Origin of the sequence: Pseudomonas sp. NCIMB 10586 (assembly GCF_023127895.1) — a bacterium.
Lineage (GTDB): Bacteria > Pseudomonadota > Gammaproteobacteria > Pseudomonadales > Pseudomonadaceae > Aquipseudomonas > Aquipseudomonas synxantha_A.
The window spans coordinates 417,136-436,928 of record NZ_SPKQ01000018.1; the positions used below are offsets into that span (position 1 = coordinate 417,136).

14 protein-coding genes and 2 pseudogenes are annotated in these 19,793 nt (G+C 58.3%); 14 read left to right on the forward strand and 2 right to left on the reverse strand.

All coding sequences use genetic code 11. The features are described 5' to 3' along the window. Positions 1 to 107: 107 nt before the first annotated feature. From E4P01_RS09860 to E4P01_RS09895, 8 genes are all read left to right on the forward strand, one after another. Positions 108 to 1,712, forward strand: coding sequence for an ABC transporter substrate-binding protein (locus E4P01_RS09860; RefSeq protein WP_032877813.1), 1,605 nt, complete (start codon positions 108 to 110; stop codon positions 1,710 to 1,712). A gap of 171 nt (positions 1,713 to 1,883) precedes the next feature. Further along, positions 1,884 to 3,284 carry an OprD family outer membrane porin gene (locus E4P01_RS09865; protein WP_078820283.1) on the forward strand — a complete coding sequence of 467 codons (1,401 nt, stop codon included), beginning with the start codon at positions 1,884 to 1,886 and terminating at the stop codon, positions 3,282 to 3,284. 80 nt (positions 3,285 to 3,364) lie between these two features. Further along, on the forward strand, positions 3,365 to 4,963 hold the full coding sequence (locus E4P01_RS09870; protein WP_216090738.1) for an ABC transporter substrate-binding protein: 1,599 nt from the start codon (positions 3,365 to 3,367) through the stop codon (positions 4,961 to 4,963). Between the two features lie 75 nt (positions 4,964 to 5,038). Beyond that, entirely contained in the window at positions 5,039 to 6,049 is a 1,011-nt protein-coding gene (locus E4P01_RS09875) for an ABC transporter permease subunit (protein ID WP_003171721.1), read from the forward strand. A gap of 10 nt (positions 6,050 to 6,059) precedes the next feature. Further along, positions 6,060 to 6,971 carry an ABC transporter permease subunit gene (locus E4P01_RS09880; protein ID WP_005784738.1) on the forward strand — a complete coding sequence of 304 codons (912 nt, stop codon included), beginning with the start codon at positions 6,060 to 6,062 and terminating at the stop codon, positions 6,969 to 6,971. Between the two features lie 10 nt (positions 6,972 to 6,981). Then, the gene (locus tag E4P01_RS09885) at positions 6,982 to 7,950 is read left to right on the forward strand and encodes an ABC transporter ATP-binding protein (RefSeq protein ID WP_057701629.1); all 969 of its coding nucleotides are present in this window, start codon (positions 6,982 to 6,984) and stop codon (positions 7,948 to 7,950) included. After that, positions 7,950 to 8,921, forward strand: a complete 972-nt coding sequence (locus E4P01_RS09890; protein ID WP_248129982.1) for a peptide ABC transporter ATP-binding protein — start codon at positions 7,950 to 7,952, stop codon at positions 8,919 to 8,921. Before E4P01_RS09885 ends, E4P01_RS09890 begins: the two co-directional genes overlap by 1 nt. Positions 8,922 to 9,252: 331 nt before the next feature. Beyond that, on the forward strand, positions 9,253 to 11,511 hold the full coding sequence (locus E4P01_RS09895) for a TonB-dependent siderophore receptor (protein WP_216090737.1): 2,259 nt from the start codon (positions 9,253 to 9,255) through the stop codon (positions 11,509 to 11,511). A 539-nt stretch (positions 11,512 to 12,050) separates the two neighbouring features. On the opposite strand, the gene E4P01_RS09900 is transcribed toward E4P01_RS09895, so the two are convergent. After that, positions 12,051 to 12,998: a fimbrial protein gene (locus E4P01_RS09900; protein ID WP_248129984.1), complete on the reverse strand. Its 948-nt coding sequence runs from the start codon at positions 12,996 to 12,998 to the stop codon at positions 12,051 to 12,053. 425 nt (positions 12,999 to 13,423) lie between these two features. Here E4P01_RS09900 and tnpB point away from each other — a divergent pair. Then, positions 13,424 to 13,714 (forward strand): annotated as a pseudogene (gene tnpB / locus E4P01_RS09905) (IS66 family insertion sequence element accessory protein TnpB); the annotation flags it as partial. 24 nt (positions 13,715 to 13,738) lie between these two features. Continuing rightward, positions 13,739 to 14,148 (forward strand): annotated as a pseudogene (locus tag E4P01_RS09910) (transposase); the annotation flags it as partial. An 86-nt stretch (positions 14,149 to 14,234) separates the two neighbouring features. Here the strand turns inward: E4P01_RS09910 and E4P01_RS09915 are convergent. Next, a complete protein-coding gene (locus tag E4P01_RS09915; protein WP_078820278.1) occupies positions 14,235 to 15,818 on the reverse strand; it encodes a peptide chain release factor 3 in 1,584 nt (527 codons plus the stop codon). A gap of 331 nt (positions 15,819 to 16,149) precedes the next feature. Between E4P01_RS09915 and E4P01_RS09920 the strand changes: the two genes are divergently transcribed. From E4P01_RS09920 to E4P01_RS09935, 4 genes are read left to right on the forward strand one after another with little or no spacing between them, the layout of a single operon-like run. Next, on the forward strand, positions 16,150 to 16,866 hold the full coding sequence (locus E4P01_RS09920) for an ABC transporter permease (protein ID WP_004372306.1): 717 nt from the start codon (positions 16,150 to 16,152) through the stop codon (positions 16,864 to 16,866). A gap of 19 nt (positions 16,867 to 16,885) precedes the next feature. Continuing rightward, positions 16,886 to 17,779: a glycine betaine ABC transporter substrate-binding protein gene (locus tag E4P01_RS09925; RefSeq protein WP_032877818.1), complete on the forward strand. Its 894-nt coding sequence runs from the start codon at positions 16,886 to 16,888 to the stop codon at positions 17,777 to 17,779. A gap of 12 nt (positions 17,780 to 17,791) precedes the next feature. Then, a complete protein-coding gene (locus tag E4P01_RS09930) occupies positions 17,792 to 18,445 on the forward strand; it encodes an ABC transporter permease (protein ID WP_005784720.1) in 654 nt (217 codons plus the stop codon). After that, complete coding sequence (locus tag E4P01_RS09935) at positions 18,442 to 19,599, forward strand: ABC transporter ATP-binding protein (RefSeq protein ID WP_005784718.1); 1,158 nt, start codon at positions 18,442 to 18,444, stop codon at positions 19,597 to 19,599. The genes E4P01_RS09930 and E4P01_RS09935 overlap by 4 nt, the downstream gene beginning before the upstream one ends. Positions 19,600 to 19,793: the final 194 nt, after the last annotated feature.

Here is a 19,793-nt window from a genome sequence, read left to right on the forward strand (position 1 = left end):
TCACTCTGGGAAATGGCACTTGCTGTGCGTGGGATCAGTGATGTCTTCCTGGCCATGGCCAGCGGGAGGGTTGCTGTTGATAACTACAAACAAGGATCGGGATCGTCATGCGCCATACCACTGTTCTATCCGCGATGTTTGCCACCAGCCTGCTGGCCGTGGCCACGATGGGCCAGGCCGCCGAAAAGAAGAGCCTGGTGTTCTGCTCCGAAGGCAGCCCGGCAGGGTTTGACACTGCGCAATACACCACGGCCACCGACAACGATGCGGCAGAGCCTTTGTACAATCGCCTGGTTGAATTCGAAAAAGGCGCGACCGACGTAGTACCTGGGCTGGCGACCAAATGGGATATTTCGCCAGATGGCCTGACCTACACCTTCCACCTGCGTGAGGGGGTGAAGTTCCACAGCAACAAGGAATTCAAGCCGACGCGCGACTTCAACGCCGACGACGTGCTGTTCACCTTCAACCGCATGCTTGACCCCGAGCATCCATTCCGCAAGGCCTACCCTACCGAGTTTCCGTACTTCAACGGGATGAGCCTGAACAAGAATATCGCCAAGGTCGAAAAAACCGACCCGCACACGGTGGTGATGACCTTGAACACGGTCGATGCCGCGTTCGTACAGAACATCGCCATGAGTTTCGCTGCAATCCTGTCCGCCGAATACGCCGAGCAGTTGCTCAAGCAAGGCAAGCCCAGCGACATCAACCAGAAGCCGATCGGCACTGGCCCATTTGTGTTCCAGCGTTACCAGAAAGACTCGCAGATACGTTACGTGGGCAACAAACAGTACTGGGACCCGAGCCGCGTCAAGCTGGACCAACTGATCTTCGCCATCAACACCGACGCCTCGGTACGGGTGCAGAAGCTCAAGGCCGGCGAATGCCAGGTCACCCTGCATCCGCGCCCCGCCGATGTAGACGCGCTGAAGGCCGACCCGAACCTGCAACTGCTGACCAAGCCTGGCTTCAACCTCGGCTACATCGCCTACAACGTGCGCCACAAGCCGTTCGACCAGCTTGAAGTGCGCCAGGCGCTGGACATGGCGGTGAACAAGCAGAGCATCCTCAACGCTGTGTACCAGGGCGCAGGGCAACTGGCGGTCAACGCCATGCCGCCGACACAGTGGTCCTACGACGACAGCATCAAGGACGCCGCCTACAACCCGGAAAAAGCCAAGGAGCTGCTCAAGGCCGCCGGCGTCAAGGAAGGCACCGAGATCACCCTGTGGGCGATGCCGGTACAACGTCCGTACAACCCCAACGCCAAGCTGATGGCCGAGATGCTGCAGAACGATTGGGCCAAGATCGGTCTGAAAGTCAAAATCGTCAGCTACGAATGGGGCGAGTACATCAAGCGCACCAAGAACGGTGAGCATGATGTCAGCCTGATTGGCTGGACCGGCGACAACGGTGATCCGGACAACTGGTTGGGCACCCTCTACAGCTGCGACGCCATCGGCGGGAACAACTACTCCATGTGGTGTGACCCGGCGTACGACAAGCTGATCAAGCAAGCCAAGGTCGTGACCGACCGCGAACAAAGGACTGTTCTTTACAAACAGGCGCAGCAACTGCTCAAGCAGCAGGTGCCGATCACGCCAGTCGCCCACTCGACGGTCAACCAGCCGTTAAGCGCCAAAGTCGAAGGTTTCAAGGTGAGCCCCTTCGGCCGCAACGTGTTCTCGGGCGTCAGCATTACCCCATAAGAAAATAACCGGATTGCGGGGAGCGAAGTTCGCTTCCCGGCAAACGCGCAGGCTTTTGTTGGGAAATTTCCTACGCCAAACGTTTGCACAGGCTTGAACGAGTTCCACACCCAATAGCCGGTTCACCTAAAAAGACCGGCATTAAAAAAGAGAACCAAAGGAGCTTCACCCATGAAACTGAGCAGCAAAGCGCTTCTGGCCTTGGCCATCAGCAGCATCACGGCAACCGCCTACGCTGAAACGCAAAGCCAGGACTTCGTTCCTACCACGTTGGCCGGCACCAGCGCCCAAAGCGAGGCTAAAGGCTTCGTTGAAGACTTCAGCCTTGGCGGCACCACACGTAACTGGTACTCCCATGAAAGCAAATATCGTGGGGGCACCTTCGCGTACCAGAAGCATGGCCAGACCCTGACCGACCGTAACCGTACCAACTGGGTACAGGGCACCATCCTCAACGCCAGCTCGGGTTTCACCCAGGGCACTGTCGGCGTCAAGACCGAAGTGGCGGTTTACAACGCTCTGGTACTGGACCGCAGCAAGCGTGATATCAAGGGCGGCTCCAACCGTACCCTGGCGGACTCCAACGGTGACGCCGTAGACCAGTGGAGCAAACTGGGCCTGGCCAACGTGCAGTTCCGCGTGTCCAACACCACCTTGACCGCCGGTCGCCAGAACTTCAGCAGCGGCATCGTCGACACCATCGGCAACCGTGCCCTGCCTTCAAGCTTCCAGGGTGTGAGCTTCAACAGCGAAGAGTTCAGCAACCTGTCGTTCCAGGGCGGCGTGTTTGACCGCGTTTCGCCACGTAGCGAACAGAGCCTGTCGAAATTCCGCTCCGAATACACCAACAGCGCAAAGGTTGAAACCGACAAGGTCTATACCCTGGGCGCCAACTACCAGCCATTCAAGAGCCTGAAGACCAGCTTCTTCGGCGCCAACGTCAAGGATTTCTGGAACCAGTACTACTTCGGCGCTACCCATGAACTGGGTGACAGCCAGCAACTGGCGCTGACCACCGGTTTCAACTACTACAAGACCGTCGATGAAGGCAAAAAGCTGATGGGGGATATCGACAACGATACCTACTCCCTGTCTTTTGGCCTGACTCACCAGGCCCACAGCCTGACCTTCGCCTACCAGGCCGTGAACGGTAACGAGTACTTCGACTACCTGCACGAAACCAACGGTATCTACCTGGCCAACTCCCTGACGTCCGACTTCAACGGCCCGAACGAGAAATCGTTCCAGATCGCCTACGCCATCAATATGGCCGAATACGGCGTGCCAGGCCTTAAGTTCAACGCCTACTCCGCTCGCGGCTGGGGCATCGACGGCACCCACTACACCGGTAACCGCGGTGTAGTCGGCAAAGGTTACGACGGCATCCAGTCCCAGGACGGCGAGAAGCACCAGGAATACGGTATCGGCGCTTCCTACGCGGTCCAGAGCGGCCCGCTCAAGGCCACCGCAATTCGTGCCACCTACGTTGAACACCGTGGCAGCGAGTTCCAATCCGACGGCAGCATCAAAGAGTTCCGTCTGGTCACCACCATCCCATTCAACATCCTTTAATTAGCGCCAGGCAGGCGGCGGACTCAGGACGAGTTCGCCGTCTACGCTTTTCTGGTTCCATCGATTGCAGAGGGCTCTGAATGAAAATGCTCCCGCTACAAGCCGCCATGGCTGCCGCGCTGTTGAGCGTGGCGATCGGCGTTTCGGCCAAACCGCTGGTGGTGTGCACCGAAGCCAGCCCGGAAGGTTTCGACCCGGTCCTGTACACCACCGCCGTGACCGCCGATGCCGCCGCTGAAACCATGTTCAACCGTCTGGTGGATTTCAAGCCCGGCACCACCGAAGTGGTTCCCGCCCTGGCTAAAGACCTGCCGGAAATCAGCGCCGATGGCCTGACCTACACCTTCCACCTGCGTGACGACATCAAGTTCCACACCACCGACTATTTCAAACCCACGCGCAACCTGAATGCCGATGATGTGCTTTGGAGCTTCCAGCGCCAGCTGGACCCGAATCATCCGTGGCATAACAAGTCCCTCGTGGGCTACCCGTACTTCGAAAGCATGGGGTTCAAGGAACTGCTCAAGAGCGTAGAGAAGACCGATGACCACACCGTCGTCTTTACCCTGACCCGTCCTGAAGCTCCATTCCTGGCCGATCTGGGCATGGCATTCTCGTCAATCCACTCGAAGGAATACGCCGACCAGTTGCTCAAGTCCGGTAAAACTGAAGACCTCAACGCCAAGCCTATCGGCACTGGCCCATTCGTCTTCAATCGATATCAAAAGGATGCCCAGGCGCGCTTCAAGGCCAACCCGGACTATTTCCGCGGCAAGCCGGCGGTCGACCCCCTGATTCTGGCGATCACCACCGATAACAATGTGCGCCTGCAAAAGCTCAAGGCCAACGAATGTCAGATCGCGTTGTTCCCCAAGCCGGATGACATCCCAAGCATCAAGAAAGACCCGAACCTGAAAGTCGATGAACTGGCGGCGATGACCACCAGCTACACCGCGATGAACACCACCCGCAAATACATGAGCGATGCGCGGGTACGCCACGCTATCAACATCGCGTTCGACAAGGCCGGCTATACCGAAGCGCTGTTCGGCAAAGGCAATGCAGTAGTCGGCACCGGCCCCTACCCACCGACCTTGCTGGGTTTCAGCGAAAAACTGAAGAACCCACCCCGTGATCTGGACAAGGCCCGCGCCCTGCTCAAGGAAGCCGGCGTGCCGGAAGGCACCGAGTTCACCCTGTTCACCCGCAACGGCGGCGGCCCGACCAACCCTAACCCGATGCTCGGCGCCCAGCGTATGCAGGCGGATCTGGCCCAGATCGGCCTGAAGATCAACATCAAAGTCATGGAATGGGGTGAGATGCTCAAGCGGGCTAAAAACGGCGAGCACGACATGGTTTCGGCGGGCTGGGTCGGTGATAACGGCGACCCGGATAACTTCCTCACCCCGAACCTGAGTTGCGATGCAGCCAAAAACGGCGAAAACTACGCCCGCTGGTGTAACAAAGAGTTTCAGGACTTGATCGACAAAGCCCGTGCAATCGCGGAACCGGCCGAACGGGCCGCGCTCTATGAACAAGCACAGGATGTTTTCGAAAAAGACCAACCCTGGCTTCCCATGGCTTACCCGAAACTGTTCACCGCCATGCGCAAGAACGTAGAAGGCTTCACCCAAAGCCCTCTGGGTACAAATAACTTCGCCACCACCCAGGTGAAGTAATAAGAAAAACGCTCGGCACCGTCGACACTGGCGGTGCCGGACCTGCCTAACCGGCTGATTGAGGTACACACCAAGATGTTTAGTTTTATTGCCCGCCGACTGGGGTTATTGATCCCCACGTTCTTCGGCATCACGTTGCTGACCTTTGCGTTGATTCGCATGATTCCAGGCGACCCCGTAGAAGTCATGATGGGCGAGCGACGGGTTGACCCCGAAATGCACGCACAGGCAATGGAACGCCTTGGCTTGAACAAGCCGTTGTATGCGCAATACCTGGACTATGTCGGCAAGCTCGCCCAGGGCGACCTTGGCGAATCGCTGCGCACCCGCACCAGCGTGTGGACCGAATTCACCGCCCTCTTCCCCGCCACCCTGGAACTGTCCATGGCCGCGCTGTTGTTCGCCGGTATCCTGGGCCTGTTGGCCGGGGTGATCGCGGCACTCAAGCGAGGATCCCTGTTCGACCATGGGGTGATGGGCATCTCCCTGGCGGGGTATTCGATGCCGATCTTCTGGTGGGGCCTGATCCTGATCATGTTCTTCTCGGTGAGCCTGGGCTGGACCCCGGTTTCCGGGCGTATCGACCTGCTCTACGACATCGAGCCGCGCACCGGCTTCATGCTGATCGACACCCTGCTGGCCGACGAGCCGGACGCGTTCTGGGACGCCCTGCACCACCTGATCCTGCCGGCTATCGTGCTGGGTACTATCCCGCTGGCGGTGATCGCACGGATGACCCGCTCATCGATGCTTGAAGTACTGCGCGAGGACTACATCCGCACCGCCAAGGCCAAGGGCCTGTCGCCGGCGCGCGTGGTATTCGTGCACGGCCTGCGCAACGCGCTGATCCCGGTACTGACCGTGGTCGGCCTGCAAGTCGGCACGCTGCTGGCCGGTGCGGTACTGACCGAAACCATCTTCTCGTGGCCCGGCATCGGCAAATGGCTGATCGAAGCCATTGGCGCGCGGGACTACCCGGTGGTGCAAAACGGCATTCTGCTGATCGCCTGCCTGGTGATCCTGGTGAACTTCGTGGTGGATATCCTCTACGGCTTCGCCAACCCACGCATCCGTCACCAGCGCTGAGATCATGACCATGACTACCTCTACTCCAGTGTCAGCAGTCGATCAGAGCCTGCTGTACCCGTCCCCGTACAAAGAATTCTGGCAAGCCTTCTCCAAGAACAAGGGCGCGGTTGCCGGCCTGCTGTTCATGTTGCTGATCGTGTTCTGCGCGATCTTCGCCCCCTGGGTTGCGCCGCATAACCCCAGCGAGCAATACCGCGACTTCCTGCTGACCCCACCGGCGTGGCTGGAGGGCGGGCAGATGCAGTTCCTGCTCGGCACCGACGAACTGGGGCGTGACTTGCTCTCGCGCCTGATCCAGGGTTCGCGCCTGTCGTTGCTGATCGGCTTGTCGTCGGTGGTGATGTCGCTGATCCCGGGCATCCTGCTGGGCCTGTTCGCCGGTTTTTTCCCGCGTTTGCTCGGCCCGACCATCATGCGTCTGATGGACATCATGCTGGCCCTGCCGTCGCTGCTGCTGGCCGTGGCGATTGTCGCCATCCTCGGCCCTGGCCTGATCAACACCGTGATCGCCATCGCTATCGTGTCGCTGCCGTCCTACGTGCGCCTGACCCGCGCCGCGGTGATGGGCGAACTGAACCGCGACTACGTGACCGCCGCCCGCCTCGCGGGTGCCGGCCTGCCACGCCTGATGTTCATCACCGTGCTGCCTAACTGCATGGCGCCGCTGATCGTACAAGCGACCTTGAGCTTTTCCTCGGCGATTCTCGATGCCGCGGCCCTGGGCTTCCTCGGCCTTGGCGTACAACCGCCAACCCCCGAGTGGGGCACCATGCTGGCTTCGGCCCGTGACTACATCGAACGCGCCTGGTGGGTCGTGAGCCTGCCTGGCTTGACCATTTTGCTCAGCGTGCTGGCAATCAACTTGATGGGTGACGGCCTGCGCGATGCGCTGGACCCGAAACTCAAGAACGCCGCCTGAGGAGATTCCCATGTCACTGTTAGAAATCAAGAATCTCAACGTCCGCTTCGGCGACAAGACCGCCGTACCAGTGGTCGATGGCCTCGACCTGTCGGTCGACAAAGGCGAAGTACTGGCGATCGTTGGCGAGTCGGGCTCGGGTAAATCCGTGACCATGATGGCGCTGATGGGCCTGATCGAGCATCCCGGCATCGTTACCGCCGATGCGCTGAACTTCGACGGCAAGGACATGCTCAAGCTGAGCAACCGCCAGCGCCGCCAGATCGTCGGCAAAGACCTGGCGATGGTGTTCCAGGACCCGATGACCGCGCTGAACCCCAGCTACACCGTGGGTTTCCAGATCGAAGAAGTGCTGCGCCTGCATTTGAAAATGTCCGGCAGGCAAGCGCGCAAGCGGGCTATCGAACTGCTGGAAAAAGTCGAGATCCCAGGCGCTGCCAGCCGTATGGATGCCTACCCGCACCAATTGTCCGGCGGTATGAGCCAACGTGTTGCGATCGCCATGGCGATTGCCGGCGAGCCCAAGTTGCTGATCGCCGATGAACCGACCACTGCGTTGGACGTGACCATCCAGGCGCAGATCATGGAACTGCTGCTGGCCCTGCAAAAAGAGCAGAACATGGGCCTGGTGCTGATCACTCACGACCTCGCGGTAGTGGCTGAAACCGCCCAGCGCGTATGCGTGATGTACGCAGGCCAAGCGGTGGAAGTCGGCCAGGTGCCGCAACTGTTCGACATTCCGGCGCACCCGTACAGCGAAGCGCTGCTCAAGGCGATCCCGGAGCACAGCCTCGGCGCCACGCGCCTGGCCACGCTGCCGGGCATCGTTCCCGGCCGCTATGACCGTCCGCAGGGCTGCTTGCTGTCACCGCGCTGCCCGTATGTCCAGGACTCCTGCCGCGCCCAGCGTCCAAGCCTTGATCCGAAAAGCAACAGCCTCGCCCGCTGCTTCTACCCGCTGAACCAGGAGGTGGCGTAATGGCCGTCGTACTTACCGCCCGCGACTTCACCCGTCACTATGAAGTGTCCCGTGGCCTGTTCAAGGGCCACGCCACCGTGCGTGCTCTCAATGGCGTGTCCTTTGAGCTGGAAGCCGGCAAGACCCTCGCGGTTGTGGGCGAGTCGGGTTGCGGCAAATCCACCCTGGCCCGTGCCCTCACGCTGATTGAAGAGCCGTCTTCGGGCTCCTTGAAAATTGCCGGCCAGGAAGTGGCCGGTGCCGACAAGGCCCAGCGCAAGCAATTGCGTAAAGACGTGCAGATGGTTTTCCAAAGCCCGTATGCGTCGTTGAACCCACGCCAGAAAGTCGGTGATCAACTGGCGGAGCCGTTGCTGATCAACACCAACCTGTCCGCCGCCGAGCGCCGCGAAAAAGTCCAGGCGATGATGAAGCAAGTGGGCCTGCGCCCTGAGCATTATCAGCGCTACCCGCACATGTTCTCCGGTGGTCAGCGCCAACGTATCGCACTGGCTCGGGCGATGATGCTGCAACCCAAAGTGTTGGTGGCAGACGAACCGACCTCGGCGCTGGACGTGTCGATCCAGGCCCAGGTGCTCAACCTGTTCATGGATTTGCAGCAGGAATTCAACACCGCCTACGTGTTCATCTCCCACAACCTGGCGGTGGTGCAACACGTCGCCGACGACGTGATGGTGATGTACCTCGGCCGCCCGGTGGAAGTAGGCCCCAAGGAAGACATCTACGCCCGCCCGCTGCACCCGTACACGCAGGCGCTGCTGTCGGCCACACCGACCATTCACCCGGACCCGAACAAGCCGAAGATCAAAATCGTCGGCGAACTGCCTAACCCGCTGAACCCGCCACCTGGCTGCGCGTTCCACAAGCGCTGCCCGTATGCGACCGAGCGCTGCAGCAGCGAGGAGCCGCTGTTGCGACCATTGGATAATCGGCAGGTGGCTTGCCACTACGCAGAGCAATTCGTGGCCTGACGCCTCCCTTGTAGGAACTGCAGCTTCAATGAGTTCCATCGCCCTTCCCGCCAGATTGCGCATCAGTCTGGCCGGAGGGGCTTTTTTTTGCGCGTTTGTAGCAAAGAAAATACAGATGGACCTGCGCCGTTCAATGCCTCCGGCCTTGAAAACATTGCGCCAGAGCCCTCTGGAAAGTGTATAGATTGTAAATGAAATTTACTTTTGTTTGAGAATCAATACCATCACGACGCAAAGAGGGCGCTGGATACTGGCTGCCAAGCCACGGTTGGCTACGCGAAAAATTCAGACGCCTCTCGTTCAATCGCCCCTCGTAAAGGACTTTGTGGACATGTCGTCTCAATTCAGGCTCAGCCATCTATCGCTGGCGTTTATCGCTACCCTCTCGTCTCCCGCGCTGCTGGCGGAGAGTGTGGAAAAAGAGCGCGATAAAGTGCCGATCCAGGCAACGGACCTGCCTGTAGATGGCACCTCCCAAGCCTTGGTGTTGGGCGAGACGCGTGTTTTGGGGACCGCTGCCGAAGAACTCAAGCAAGCACCCGGCGTGTCGATCATCACCGCCGAAGACATCAAGAAGCGCCCACCCAGCAACGACCTGTCGGAGATCATCCGCCGCGAGCCAGGCGTCAACCTGACCGGCAATAGTTCCAGCGGCAGCCGCGGCAATAACCGTCAGATCGACCTGCGCGGCATGGGCCCGGAAAACACCCTGATCCTGATCGATGGCAAGCCCTCCACCTCACGCAACGCCGTGCGTTATGGCTGGAGCGGTGACCGTGATACCCGTGGCGAAACCAACTGGGTGCCGGCCGAAGAAGTCGAGCGCATCGAAATCCTGCGCGGCCCGGCCGCCGCTCGTTATGGCTCCGGGGCCATGGGCGGGGTGATCAACATCATCACCAAACGCCCGACCGATCAATTGCACGGTTCGCTGACCGCCTACACCGCCTTCCCCGAAAACGATGCCGAAGGCGCGAGCAAGCGCACCAACTTCAACCTCAGCGGCCCGTTGACCGACACTCTGGCATTCCGCGTCTATGGCGGCCTGAACAAGACCGACGCCGATGACGCCGACATCAACCGCGCAGCTCAAGCGACGCCTGATTCTTTGGTCGCTGGCCGCGAGGGCGTGCGCAATAAAGACGTCAATGGCTTGCTGAGCTGGCAATTCACCCCCGAGCAAACACTCGACCTGGAAGCCAGCTATAGCCGCCAGGGCAATATTTTCGCCGGCGATACCATGCTCAACGGCGGTGGCGCATTCGTTGAAAGCCTGGTGGGCAAGGAAACCAGCGTGATTCAACGCAGCAGCTTCTCGGCCACGCACCGCGGCGAATTTGACTGGGGTTCGACCCTGGCCTCGCTGACCCACGACCTGACCCGCAATGAGCGTCTCAACGAAGGCCTGGCCGGATCCGGCGAGGGCGCGCCTTCGGCCAGCGCCGGGCGTTTCGAATCACGCCTGCGTAACACCCGGGCCACCGCCGAGGTCAACCTGCCCCTGAGCTTCGGTGCCGAACAAGTCCTGACCCTGGGCAGCGAATACCTCTACGAGTCGATGAACGACCCAGGCTCGTTGCGCCCGCAAAGCTATGACCCGGGCACCGGCGGCGTACCCGCCATCCCGGGCGTCAGCCGCAACAGCACCAAGACCACCGCCTCGAGCTACGCCTTGTTTGCCGAGAACAACATCGAGTTGGGCAGCAAAACCGTGATCACGCCTGGCTTGCGCTTCGACGATCATGAGGAATACGGCGGCAACTGGAGCCCCAGCTTCAATGCCTCGCACCAGTTGACCGACGAACTGAGCATCAAGGGCGGCATTGCCCGCGCCTACAAAACCCCCAACCTGTACCAGTCCAACCCGAACTATTTGCTCTACAGCCGTGGTAATGGCTGCAACGCCAGCGAAGCCAACATGGGCGGTTGCTACCTGGTGGGCAACCGGGACCTGAAGCCGGAAATCAGCGTCAACAAGGAAATCGGCCTGGCTTTCGACAAGGGCACCTGGCGCACCAGTGCGACGTACTTCCGTAATGACTACAAGAACAAGATCAACGCCAGTAACGAGGCGGCTTTCCGTCTGGGCAACGGCCGACGTGTATTGGAGTGGGAAAACAGCGGCCCAGCCTTGGTCCAGGGCGTTGAAGGCAACCTGTTCGTCAGCCTGCGCGATGACTTGGACTTGAACACCAACCTGACTTATATGATCGACTCCAAGGACAAAGACACCGGCGAGCCCTTGAGCATCATCCCCAAGTACACCGTCAACACCACGCTGGACTGGCAAGCCACTGACAAGCTGTCATTCCAGGTCAGCGGCACCTATTACGGCAAACAAGAAGCACCGACGCTCAACTCACGCAGCGCCAGCAGTTACGATCGCAGCGCCCAGCAGGACGTCGACCCGTACGGGTTGATGGGCTTGAGCAGCGGCTATGAGTTCAGCAAAAACCTTAGCGTGCGGGTGGGCATCAACAACCTGCTGGACAAGCGCCTGTCGCGCAAAGGCAACGCCGAGGATGCGGGTGCGCAGACTTACAATGAGCCGGGCCGGGCTTACTTCGCGTCGGTGACCACTTCGTTCTGATCGGGCCGTTGTAAGTTCATAACGTACTCCGCCCGGCTAGCCGGGCGGGTTTGTATCTGGCCGGGACTAGGTCTGGCTATCGCCTTCATCATCCGGATCGTCGCTAGTGGTGGCGTCATTATCGTCCTTGCTGCCGCCCTGATACTGGTCACCGGGCGGGACTTCAACTTGGTGGTAGGGCAGAAGCACAACATCACTGTAGGTGGTGATAGGGAGCAGAGAATTCTGGGTGTGCGGACAAGTGTGGCGGTAGTGGCCCAGAGTCGAGTTCCTCCTAAGACTTGGATAGGATCTGAGGACGTGAATGTATTGGAATACACTATGCGATTTGCTTGACTTAGTCGGCTTGATGAATTTCAAACTTGCCATCCATACGCATGGATCAACACGACTGCCGAGCAATGAGGTTTTTCTCGCCAGTTCTACCGTTTCGTCCGAATTCAAAAAAAACAAAGTCTATACGTTTTTGAGGTTCGATTGCGATAGCCACGTTCAAGGGCTCCTTAAGTCGCTCTATGTGACAAGGAGACTGAGCGACATTATAAGTAACTCATAACAAAAGTAATCTCCGTATTTGCGGTTCCGGCTTTGATTTCTCCATCTCCCCCTGTCTTCTTAAAGTATCGTGCAAACATAGGGATTTCGAAACTCCCCCCGCCACTTGAGTAATCGTTGAATACATGTGTCAGGTTGAGATTTATTGGCTGCTCGCTACTGTCCATTATTTGCAATGCAATGCCTTTGGCAGTTGAGGTGGAGTTTAGGCTAATAATTCCTGAGGTTGGATCTATGGCAGGAGCTGTTGATGTTGCAATCAATTTGTAATTTACTTTTTTGATGCCAACTGGACAGTCGTTGAGTTTTATGTTGAAGCGCTTCGATGCAGTGTATGGAGCATTGTAAAAAAACTGACTCAAGTCTTGGCTTCCCATGTCCACAATTACATCGGGTGTTTCGCATGAAGGTACTACTATAGACATTCCGCTGGTTTCGATTATAAACGGAAAAATTGTTCCAACTTCGAACGCACCGATTGCTCCGGCAGGTATTAGAGCATTGCTTTTTATTGCTCCTATTTTTACAAATCTTAACGCGACAGCTGTGTCTTTGAACGAGTATCGGCTAGGATGGCCACTATTATTGTTTGCCACTCCATAATGTGGGTATCCATTATAAAGCCATTGCCAACCAATTCCTGTATCCCCAATAGGCTGTATTGTCCCGGCCACGTCCTGGCCCAAGTAATTCTTGATCCCCTCCAAATGAAAATCGCTGCAATTGAAAACGCCCACCTCAGCATTTGTAACTTGCACGCTCTCATATATAACTGTGCCGTTAGCTGCATCTCTAGGTATCGATACACTTGTGGGCAGCACGATGTTTCGCGTAACAGCAGAGTCGCCTGTTTCGTACTCGCATACTGCTGCAACTGCATTGGCCGTCGTGCAAAAGATAAAAAATAGCAATAATAGCCTAATGACTTTCATAGTGCCTAGCTTCTTGAAGGAAGACTGAGTTTAATTGTGGAACCTGACTTTGAAGTCGCTTCTATATGTTTCGAAATCGGACGCGGGCAGGTTGAGCTACGTCTGCGGCATAGAGATAGGTGAACACCCAGCGAGCGCCATTAAACATAGGGAGTGCAAAATATTAAACGCGTGCCTTTTCATGTGCTAACTTCGCTTTGACAGTTGGACCCCAATATTAACAGAGGGGAGTGGGATGGAATGAATTATAATTATATTGTGTTTTTGGTGGAGGGCAAAATAAGACGATTCTTAATGTGTTTCGCTAGATACTGTCAGCAGGAGGGGGCACGCATTATTTTTTTTGTAACTCGCGCCCTTCAGTGCTAGGACAACTGTCATCATCATGCTGTGCTCTCGACTTCAACCAGAAGCCCATCGTCATGATGCGTCCCAATACCAGCGTTGAAAAAGTGTACCTCTATCCAAAACCGGTCGACTGTCGAAAACCCATCGACGGCTTGGCAGCCCTTGTCGAACTGGATATCAAGGTGGCGGTGTCTGACCCCGTGCTTTTCGTGCTTTTCGTTTTTCTAAATCGCCACCGCAATCGGGTCAAGGTGTTGTATTGGGAGCGCAACAGTTTCTGTCTTTGGCTAAAGCGCCTGGAGTCCGAACGTTTCAAAACCTCGCCCGACATTACTGACGAAGCTATTGTCCTGAGCGTCCAGGAACTGAACTGGCTCAACGAGCCGGAAAGCGAGCCGCTGTCGGCTGATCTGGCGCATATCGAAGTCATCCACGACTTGCCAGAGCACGATCTGACCTGCGCTTGTGGTTGCTGCGAACATGTCATTGGCGAAGAAACCAGCGAGCAGTTGAACATCTTGCCGATGCAGATCCACGTGATCAAACATGTGCGCAAGGTCTACGGCTGCCGCGGTTGTGAAAGAGCCCCGATCACCGCAGACAAGCCTGCGCAGTCAATCGAAAAGAGCATGGCCAGCCCAAGCGTACTGGCATGCTGCTGACCACCAAGTATGTCGATGGCTTGCCGCTGCATCGTTTTGAAACGGTGCAGAGCCGACACGGTATCGAGATCCCCCGGCAAACGTTGGCACGCTGGATTATCCAGTGCAGCGAACACTTCCAGCCGTTGCTGAACCTGATTGCGCTCACGCCCAACGGGCCATACCAGCCCCCCAATAAAAAGGGCGAAGCCATCACAGCTTCGCCCTTGGGTGTACCGCTCTAGCTTTAATGATGCTCACGGGTCGCACGGAATTTCACATCCGGCCAACGCTCTTCCATCAGCGCCAGGTTCACCCGGGTCGGCGCCAGGTAGGTCAGGTGACCACCGCCGTCGATTGCCAGGTTTTCCACGGCCTTGTTGGAGAACTCTTCCAACTTCTTCTTATCGCTGCAATCAATCCAGCGCGCCGAATACACAGTGATCGGCTCGTAGGAGCACTCCACCTTGTATTCCTCTTTCAAGCGGCTGGCGACCACGTCGAACTGCAGCACACCCACGGCGCCGAGGATGATGTCGTTGCTGCGCTCGGGGAAGAACACCTGGGTGGCACCTTCTTCGGCCAATTGCTGCAAGCCTTGGCGCAGTTGCTTGGACTTGAGCGGGTCGCGCAGGCGCACGCGGCGGAACAGTTCCGGGGCGAAGTGCGGGATACCGGTAAAGCCCAGCGCTTCGCCTTCGGTGAAGGTGTCACCGATCTGGATGGTGCCGTGGTTGTGCAGGCCGATGATGTCGCCGGCGTAGGCTTCTTCGAGCTGTTCACGCTCGGAGGAGAAGAACGTCAGCGCGTCGCCGATGCGCACGTCCTTGCCGGTACGCACGTGGCGCATCTTCATGCCTTTTTCGTATTTGCCGGAGCAGATGCGCATGAAGGCAATACGGTCACGGTGTTTCGGGTCCATGTTCGCCTGGATCTTGAACACGAAGCCGGTGAATTTCTCTTCAACCGGTTCCACGGTGCGCTCGTTGGCGACACGCGCCAGCGGGCGCGGTGCCCAGTCCACTACCGCGTCGAGCACGTGGTCGACGCCGAAGTTGCCCAAGGCGGTACCGAAGAACACCGGGGTCAACTGGCCGTCGAGGAATTCCTGCTGGTTGAATTCGTGGCAGGCGCCCTGCACCAGTTCCAGCTGGTCGACGAAACGGTCGTACTCGTCACCCAGATGGGCGCGGGCTTCGTCCGAGTCGAGCTTTTCAATGATCTTGGTTTCGGTACGTTCGTGACCATGGCCGGCGGTGTAGACAATGATGTAGTCGTCGGCCAGGTGGTACACGCCCTTGAAGTCGCGGTAGCAACCAATCGGCCAGGTGATCGGCGCGGCCTTGATCTTCAGGACGGCTTCGATTTCATCCAGCAACTCGATCGGGTCGCGGATATCACGGTCGAGTTTGTTGATGAAGCTGACGATCGGCGTGTCACGCAGGCGGCAAACGTCCATCAGCGCAATGGTACGTGGCTCAACGCCCTTACCGCCGTCGAGGACCATCAATGCCGAGTCCACCGCCGTCAGGGTGCGGTAGGTATCTTCGGAGAAGTCTTCGTGCCCGGGGGTGTCGAGCAGGTTGACCATGTGGTCGCGATACGGGAATTGCATGACCGACGTGGTAATGGAAATACCCCGTTGTTTTTCCATCTCCATCCAGTCGGATGTGGCATGGCGGTCGGATTTGCGCGATTTCACCGTGCCGGCTACCGCGATCGCCTTGCCCATCAGCAACAGCTTTTCGGTGATGGTGGTTTTACCGGCATCGGGGTGGGAAATAATGGCGAAAGTGCGGCGTTTCGCGACTTCGGCGGCCTGGTGGGTCATGGGAAATCGCCTGGCAGGTGAGTCAAAAAAGGGCGGCGAGTATAGCGCAAACGAGGGGGTACGGACCACCGTTGAGCCCATTGGGGGTGGCTAAATGCGCCCAAGTGTGGAACCTTTTAAAAGGTCGAGACGTCCACTCCCCTGCTACCGCACTCGGAACAGGGGCTGAAATATCAGCAAGTTAGCCTGACGAGGCTGCGCTCATGGCTTGATCGCATACTGCATTGCCAGTATCGGCGAGCTGCTTTTCGCGAACTTATTCGCCGACAGCCAGGAATGGCATTGCCGCCGGAGAATGTGTTCGCCGACAAAAGAAAAAAGGAGTCCGCCTGTGGCTATTCGCTATGGCAAAGGGCTGATAGGAGGCGCGGTTGTCGTCGCGCTCCTGGCCCTGCTGGTCCACTGGATCGGCATCAACACGATCGAACTGTACCGCGACGATTTGTTGTTTTACCTGCAAGCTCACCTGATTCTTGTCCTAGTCTCCATGCTGGCAGCCCTGATTGTGGGCATCCCCGCTGGTATCCTGCTCAGCCGACCCAACATGGTCGGGCGTGCAGAACGTTTCATGCAGATCTTCAACATCGGCAACACCGTCCCTCCCCTGGCTGTACTGGCCATCGCCCTCGGCGTCCTCGGCATCGGCAGCGGCCCGGCCATCTTCGCGCTGTTTCTCGCCTCCCTCCTGCCCATCGTGCGTAACACCTACGAAGGCTTGAAAAACGTCCAGGGTTCCCTCAAGGAAGCCGCCACCGGCATCGGCATGACGCCGCGCCAGGTGCTGTTTCGCGTGGAACTGCCCAACGCCGTGCCGATCATCATCGGCGGTGTACGTGTGGCCCTGGCGATCAACGTCGGCACCGCGCCACTGGCGTTCCTGATTGGTGCCAACAGCCTGGGCAGCCTGATCTTCCCCGGCATTGCCCTGAACAACCAGCCGCAACTGCTGCTCGGCGCTGCATGCACCGCGCTGCTGGCATTGCTGCTTGACGGCCTGGTGACCATGGCCAGCCGCCTCTGGCTGGAACGCGGGTTGCGCCCGTCTTAACGCCAGGAAAGGAATCGACATGAAAAAACTAAGCTTGATATTAGGCTGCGTCCTGCTGTTTGCAGGTATTGCGCAAGCCGCTGAAAAACCGGTGATTCGCATTGGCGCCCGGGTGTTCACCGAGCAGACCCTGCTCGCCGAAATCACCTCCCAGTACCTGCGCACCAAGGGTTACGACGCCCGTGTGACGGGTGGCCTGGGCAGCAACCTGGCACGCAGTGCCCAGGAAAGCGGGCAACTGGATCTGATCTGGGAATACACCGGCGTATCGCTGGTGGCCTATAACCACATCGACGAGAAGCTCGACAGCGAGCAGTCCTACGCCCGGGTGAAAGAACTCGACGCGAAAAAAGGCTTGGTCTGGCTCTCGCCGTCGAAATTCAGCAACACCTACGCGCTGGCACTGCCGGAAAACGTGGCCAAGGAATTTCCGCAGATCAACAGCATCAGCGACCTGACCAAAGCCCTGGCCGAGGACACCAAGGAAAACCGCCTGGTGGCCCTCGACACCGAGTTCGCCAACCGTTCCGACGGCATGGGCGGCATGGTCAAGTTGTATGACATGAACCTCACGCGCAAAAACACCCGGCAGATGGACGCTGGCCTGGTCTACACCGCCCTGCGTAATGGCCAGGTGTTTGCCGGTCTGGTCTACACCACCGATGGCCGCCTGAACGCGTTCAAATTGAAGCTGCTGGCCGACGACAAGCATTACTTCCCGGACTACACCGCAGCTCCGGTGATCCGTCAGGAATATCTCGACCAGCATCCTCAATTGGCCGCAGAGCTCAAGCCCTTGGCCGAGCTGTTCGACGACGCAACCATGCGCGAGCTGAATGCGCGGGTCGACGTCGACCACGAAAGCCCGTCCGCTGTCGCCGCCGATTTCCTGCGCCAACATCCGATCAACTAAGAAGGAGAAGACATGGAATTTTTGAACGCCTTTTCCCATCTTGATTGGGCCCAAGTCCTGCACCTGACCTGGCAGCACATCACCCTGGTCGGCATCGCCGTGATCCTCGCGATCTTTATCGGCGTGCCCCTGGGTATTCTGATGACGCGCTTCCCAACCCTCGCAGGTCCCTTGCAAGCCAGCGCCACGGTGTTGCTGACCGTGCCATCCATTGCGCTGTTCGGGCTGCTGTTGCCGTTCTACTCCAAGTTCGGCCAGGGCCTGGGGCCGATGCCGGCGATCACCGCCGTGTTCCTGTACTCCCTGCTGCCAATCATGCGTAACACCTACCTGGCCCTCACCGGCGTTGAGCCAGGCATTCGCGAGGCCGCCAAAGGCATCGGCATGACCTTCGGCCAGCGCCTGCGCATGGTCGAACTGCCGATTGCCGTGCCGGTGATCCTCGCTGGCGTGCGCACCGCCGTCGTGATGAATATCGGTGTGATGACCATCGCCGCCACCATCGGTGCCGGTGGCCTGGGTGTACTTATTCTGGCTTCCATCAGCCGCAGCGATATGTCGATGCTGATTGTCGGCGCCGTGCTGGTCAGTCTCCTGGCCATCTTCGCCGACCTGCTTCTGCAATGGCTGCAACGCTCGCTGACTCCAAAAGGATTGCTCAAATGATCGAACTTCAAAACCTGTCCAAGACTTTTCAAAGCAACGGCAAGACTGTCACCGCCGTCAACGATGTAAGCCTGACCGTCAACGAAGGCGAGATTTGCGTATTCCTGGGGCCCTCGGGCTGCGGCAAGAGCACCACGCTAAAGATGATCAATCGCCTGATCAAACCCTCCTCGGGCAAGATCCTGATCAACGGTGAAGACACCACTGACCTGGACGAAGTGACCCTGCGTCGCAACATCGGCTATGTAATCCAGCAGATCGGCCTGTTTCCCAACATGACCATCGAGGAAAACATCGTGGTCGTGCCCAAGCTGCTCGGTTGGGACAAGCAAAAATGCCACGACCGCGCCCGCGAACTGATGAGCATGATCAAGCTGGAACCCAAGCAGTACCTGCATCGCTACCCGCGTGAACTGTCCGGTGGCCAGCAACAGCGTATCGGCGTGATCCGTGCGCTGGCGGCCGATGCGCCGCTGTTGCTGATGGATGAGCCGTTCGGCGCGGTTGACCCGATCAACCGCGAGATGATCCAGAACGAGTTCTTCGAGATGCAGCGCGCGCTGAACAAGACCGTGATCATGGTCAGCCACGACATCGACGAAGCCATCAAGCTGGGTGACAAGATCGCCATCTTCCGTGCCGGCAAGCTGCTGCAGATCGACCACCCGGACACGCTGCTGGCACACCCGGCCGATGAGTTCGTGAGCAACTTCGTGGGCCAGGACAGCACGCTCAAGCGCCTGCTATTGGTGAAGGCCGAAGACGCGGCGGACAACGCCCCGTCGGTCAGCCCGGAAACCCCGGTGGCCGATGCGCTGGAGCTGATGGACGAGCACGACCGCCGCTACGTGGTGGTCACCTGTGCCGAGAACAAGGCACTGGGGTATGTGCGCCGTCGCGATTTGCACCGTCAGACCGGTACCTGCGGCCAGTACCTGCGTGAGTTCAACGCCACGGCTGCCTACGACGAGCATTTGCGCATCCTGCTGTCGCGCATGTACGAGTTCAACCGCTCGTGGTTGCCGGTGATGGATGCCGAGCGGGTGTTCCTGGGTGAAGTGACTCAGGAGTCGATTGCCGAGTACCTGAGTTCCGGCAAGTCCCGTGGCGGCAAGACCAGTATTGTCTCGCCGGCCGAGACCGCCCTGGCCTGACCTGACACAACAGGGATAAAAAATGTGGGAGGGGGCTTGCTCCCGATAGCGGTGAATCAGTGACTGAGAAGTGACTGACACACCGCTATCGGGAGCAAGCCCCCTCCCACATTTGCCCCTCGGTGAGTCAGGGAAATGTCCTCAATTCCCACTCAGCGGGGAACATCAATCCGTCACACCGGTCGGTTACATAA

Coding starts and splice junctions, on each gene's coding strand:
- E4P01_RS09860 (WP_032877813.1), top strand. CDS start 108: ATGCGCCATACCACTGTTCTATCCGCGATGTTTGCCACCAGCCTGCTG.
- E4P01_RS09865 (WP_078820283.1), top strand. CDS start 1,884: ATGAAACTGAGCAGCAAAGCGCTTCTGGCCTTGGCCATCAGCAGCATC.
- E4P01_RS09870 (WP_216090738.1), top strand. CDS start 3,365: ATGAAAATGCTCCCGCTACAAGCCGCCATGGCTGCCGCGCTGTTGAGC.
- E4P01_RS09875 (WP_003171721.1), top strand. CDS start 5,039: ATGTTTAGTTTTATTGCCCGCCGACTGGGGTTATTGATCCCCACGTTC.
- E4P01_RS09880 (WP_005784738.1), top strand. CDS start 6,060: ATGACTACCTCTACTCCAGTGTCAGCAGTCGATCAGAGCCTGCTGTAC.
- E4P01_RS09885 (WP_057701629.1), top strand. CDS start 6,982: ATGTCACTGTTAGAAATCAAGAATCTCAACGTCCGCTTCGGCGACAAG.
- E4P01_RS09890 (WP_248129982.1), top strand. CDS start 7,950: ATGGCCGTCGTACTTACCGCCCGCGACTTCACCCGTCACTATGAAGTG.
- E4P01_RS09895 (WP_216090737.1), top strand. CDS start 9,253: ATGTCGTCTCAATTCAGGCTCAGCCATCTATCGCTGGCGTTTATCGCT.
- E4P01_RS09900 (WP_248129984.1), bottom strand. CDS start 12,998: ATGAAAGTCATTAGGCTATTATTGCTATTTTTTATCTTTTGCACGACG.
- E4P01_RS09915 (WP_078820278.1), bottom strand. CDS start 15,818: ATGACCCACCAGGCCGCCGAAGTCGCGAAACGCCGCACTTTCGCCATT.
- E4P01_RS09925 (WP_032877818.1), top strand. CDS start 16,886: ATGAAAAAACTAAGCTTGATATTAGGCTGCGTCCTGCTGTTTGCAGGT.
- E4P01_RS09930 (WP_005784720.1), top strand. CDS start 17,792: ATGGAATTTTTGAACGCCTTTTCCCATCTTGATTGGGCCCAAGTCCTG.
- E4P01_RS09935 (WP_005784718.1), top strand. CDS start 18,442: ATGATCGAACTTCAAAACCTGTCCAAGACTTTTCAAAGCAACGGCAAG.